General features: G+C 58.4%; 3 protein-coding genes and 1 pseudogene. 2 read left to right on the top strand and 2 right to left on the bottom strand.

Annotated elements, in window-relative coordinates:
- On the bottom strand, positions 1-189 hold a 189-nt coding region (locus tag M0974_RS05270; protein ID WP_297833657.1), incomplete at its 3' end, for a hypothetical protein.
- Here M0974_RS05270 and argH point away from each other — a divergent pair.
- Together argH and M0974_RS05280 are read left to right on the top strand one after the other, a co-directional pair.
- Entirely contained in the window at positions 127-1251 is a 1125-nt protein-coding gene (gene argH, locus M0974_RS05275) for an argininosuccinate lyase (protein WP_297833651.1), read from the top strand. The genes M0974_RS05270 and argH overlap by 63 nt on opposite strands.
- Positions 1248-1988, top strand: a complete 741-nt coding sequence (locus M0974_RS05280) for an amino acid ABC transporter ATP-binding protein (protein WP_297833654.1) — start codon at positions 1248-1250, stop codon at positions 1986-1988. Before argH ends, M0974_RS05280 begins: the two co-directional genes overlap by 4 nt.
- A 163-nt stretch (positions 1989-2151) precedes the next feature.
- Here M0974_RS05280 and M0974_RS05285 read toward each other — a convergent pair.
- Positions 2152-2416: pseudogene (locus tag M0974_RS05285) on the bottom strand (MFS transporter); the annotation flags it as partial.

Here is a 2416-nt window from a genome sequence, read left to right on the forward strand (position 1 = left end):
ATCGTTACGAGATGCTTCAGCTGAAGATTCAAGCGGCTCCCCAAAGTTGCTTTCATCTATCTCGACTTGATGAAAAGCAAAAGGGGAGCCAGGCGGAGAAACGAAACCAATGGGTTTTTCCGAGAAGTGCTGTTGAACTTGATCGATGCCCTGCATCAGGTTCGGCAAACCGCATTGAGCAATGCCCAAGCCTATGCGGAGGTGGTCATGCCCGGTTATACCCACTTGCAGCCCGCGCAGCCGATTACCTACGGTTACTATTTATCCGCCGTGGAGCAGGCACTGGAGCGTGACTGCCGACGCTTGACCCAAACCCTCGACGGGATGAATCAAAGTCCGTTGGGCGCCGCAGCGTTCGCCGGTACGCCGTTCAACATTGATCGGGCGCGTACCGCAGAACTACTAGGATTCGATGGCTACCTGGACAACGCGCTGGATGCGGTAGGTTCACGGGATTTCATTCTTGAAAGCCTGTCGCATCTGAGCTTGCTCTCGGTATTCTGGAGCCGGGTCGCCCAAGACTATTTCGTCTGGAGCACCCTGGAATTCAGCCTGATCGACTTTCCCGACAGCGTCGCGGCGACGTCCAGCATCATGCCGCAGAAAAAAAATCCCACTGTGCTTGAGTACCTCAAGGGTCGCACCGGGCATATCGTCGGACTGTTGATGGGGGCGAGCATCACTATCAAGGGCAGCAACTTTTCCCACACCGGCGACGCTAATCGGGAAGGCACGCGTGGTTTTTGGGAGGCTGCTGAAGAGTCCCTGCGCTGCTTGAAATTACTTGATCTGGTGCTGCGTACGGCGACGCCGAACGCTTCTTTGGCAGCGCGCCGTGCCAGTGAAGATTTCTCCACCGCGACCGGCCTTGCTGATCTGATCGTACGTGAGGCCGACTTGTCATTTCGTGAAGCGCACCACGTCGTCGGTGCGGTGGTACGAATGGCCATGGATGCAGGATTGCGCGCCAACCAGATCGACTCGGCGATGGTGGATGTGTGTGCTCTCGAACAGTTGGGTCATGCCTTGAAGCTGTCAGCCGAGAGTGTGCGTGAATGCCTGGACCCGGCGGCCAACGTCCAGGCGCGTTCGTCAGCCGGTGGTCCTGCGTTGTCTTCGTTGTTGCCAAGTTTGACCCGCGCCGCTGCTCGGTTAGCTGCCGAGCGCGAGCTGAATCAGGCGCGCCGGGATCGTTTTGCCGCTGCCCATGATCGCTTGCAGGCCGCCACCCGCGCGCAGGCTGGCCTATGAGCACAATCCTGACCGTACGCGGACTGCGTAAACGCTTTGGCGAACATGAAGTAGTTAAAGGCGTGGACCTCGACGTGGAGGAGGGTGAGGTTCTGGTGATCATCGGCCCTAGCGGTTCCGGAAAGTCGACGTTTATCCGTTGCTTGAACAGTCTGGAAGAGCCTTCGGCGGGGACAGTGGTCATCGGTAACGGCGCAGCCACCCATGCCGGTGATCGCAAGGCACTGGGCAAATTGCGCGAGGAGGTGGGCATGGTGTTTCAGGACTACACCTTGTTCCCGCACATGACCGTGTTGGCCAACATGACCCTGGCGCCAATCAAGCTAAAGCGTATGTCCAAGACCGAGGCTCACAGCAGTGCGTTGGCGTTGCTCGATCGGGTTGGCTTGAGGCACAAAGCCGACGGCTATCCTTCTGAATTGTCGGGCGGTCAGCAGCAGCGCGTGGCCATTGTTCGCGCATTAGCCATGCGTCCACGCTTGCTGTTGTTCGACGAACCGACCTCGGCGCTGGACCCCGAAACCGTGGGCGATGTGCTCAAGGTCATGAAAGAACTCGCCAGCGAAGGCATGACCATGATCGTGGTTACCCACGAAATGGGCTTCGCCCGGGAAGTGGCAGACCGTGTGGTGTTCTTCGATGGCGGCCGTATTGTTGAAGTGGCGCCGCCAGCCGAGCTGTTCTCTGCGCCGCAGCATCAACGCACGCGGCAGTTTTTGACCAGCGTGTTGCGTTGACGCTAGAGGTCCTGCGGACCTCATCGCAGCCTTCGGCAGCTCCTACAAAATCGTGTGGACAACGAAATCCCGGTGGGAGCGAACTTGTTCGCGAATGCTGCACCGCGGTATTTCAGACTAACCTCGGGATCGGCTGCGCAGCAGCCGTAAAAACGTACGGTATCTACCGTGCTTTTAGCAACGTCGCGGGATACGCGATCAACAACACCACCGCGCCGAGGATCATGATCACACCGACACCGCCCATGGCTGCTCCGACGCTGCCGGTCAGGCCCAGAATCCAGCCAATAAACACGGTACTGACGAAGCCACCGATGCACCCTAGGCTGCTGATCATCGCAATACCACCCGCAGCGGAGGTACGTGAAAGGTAGGTACTTGGAATCGCCCAGAAGATACACACGCCGCTGTATAAACCGGTCGCTGCC

Origin of the sequence: Pseudomonas sp. (assembly GCF_026224925.1) — a bacterium.
GTDB lineage: Bacteria > Pseudomonadota > Gammaproteobacteria > Pseudomonadales > Pseudomonadaceae > Aquipseudomonas.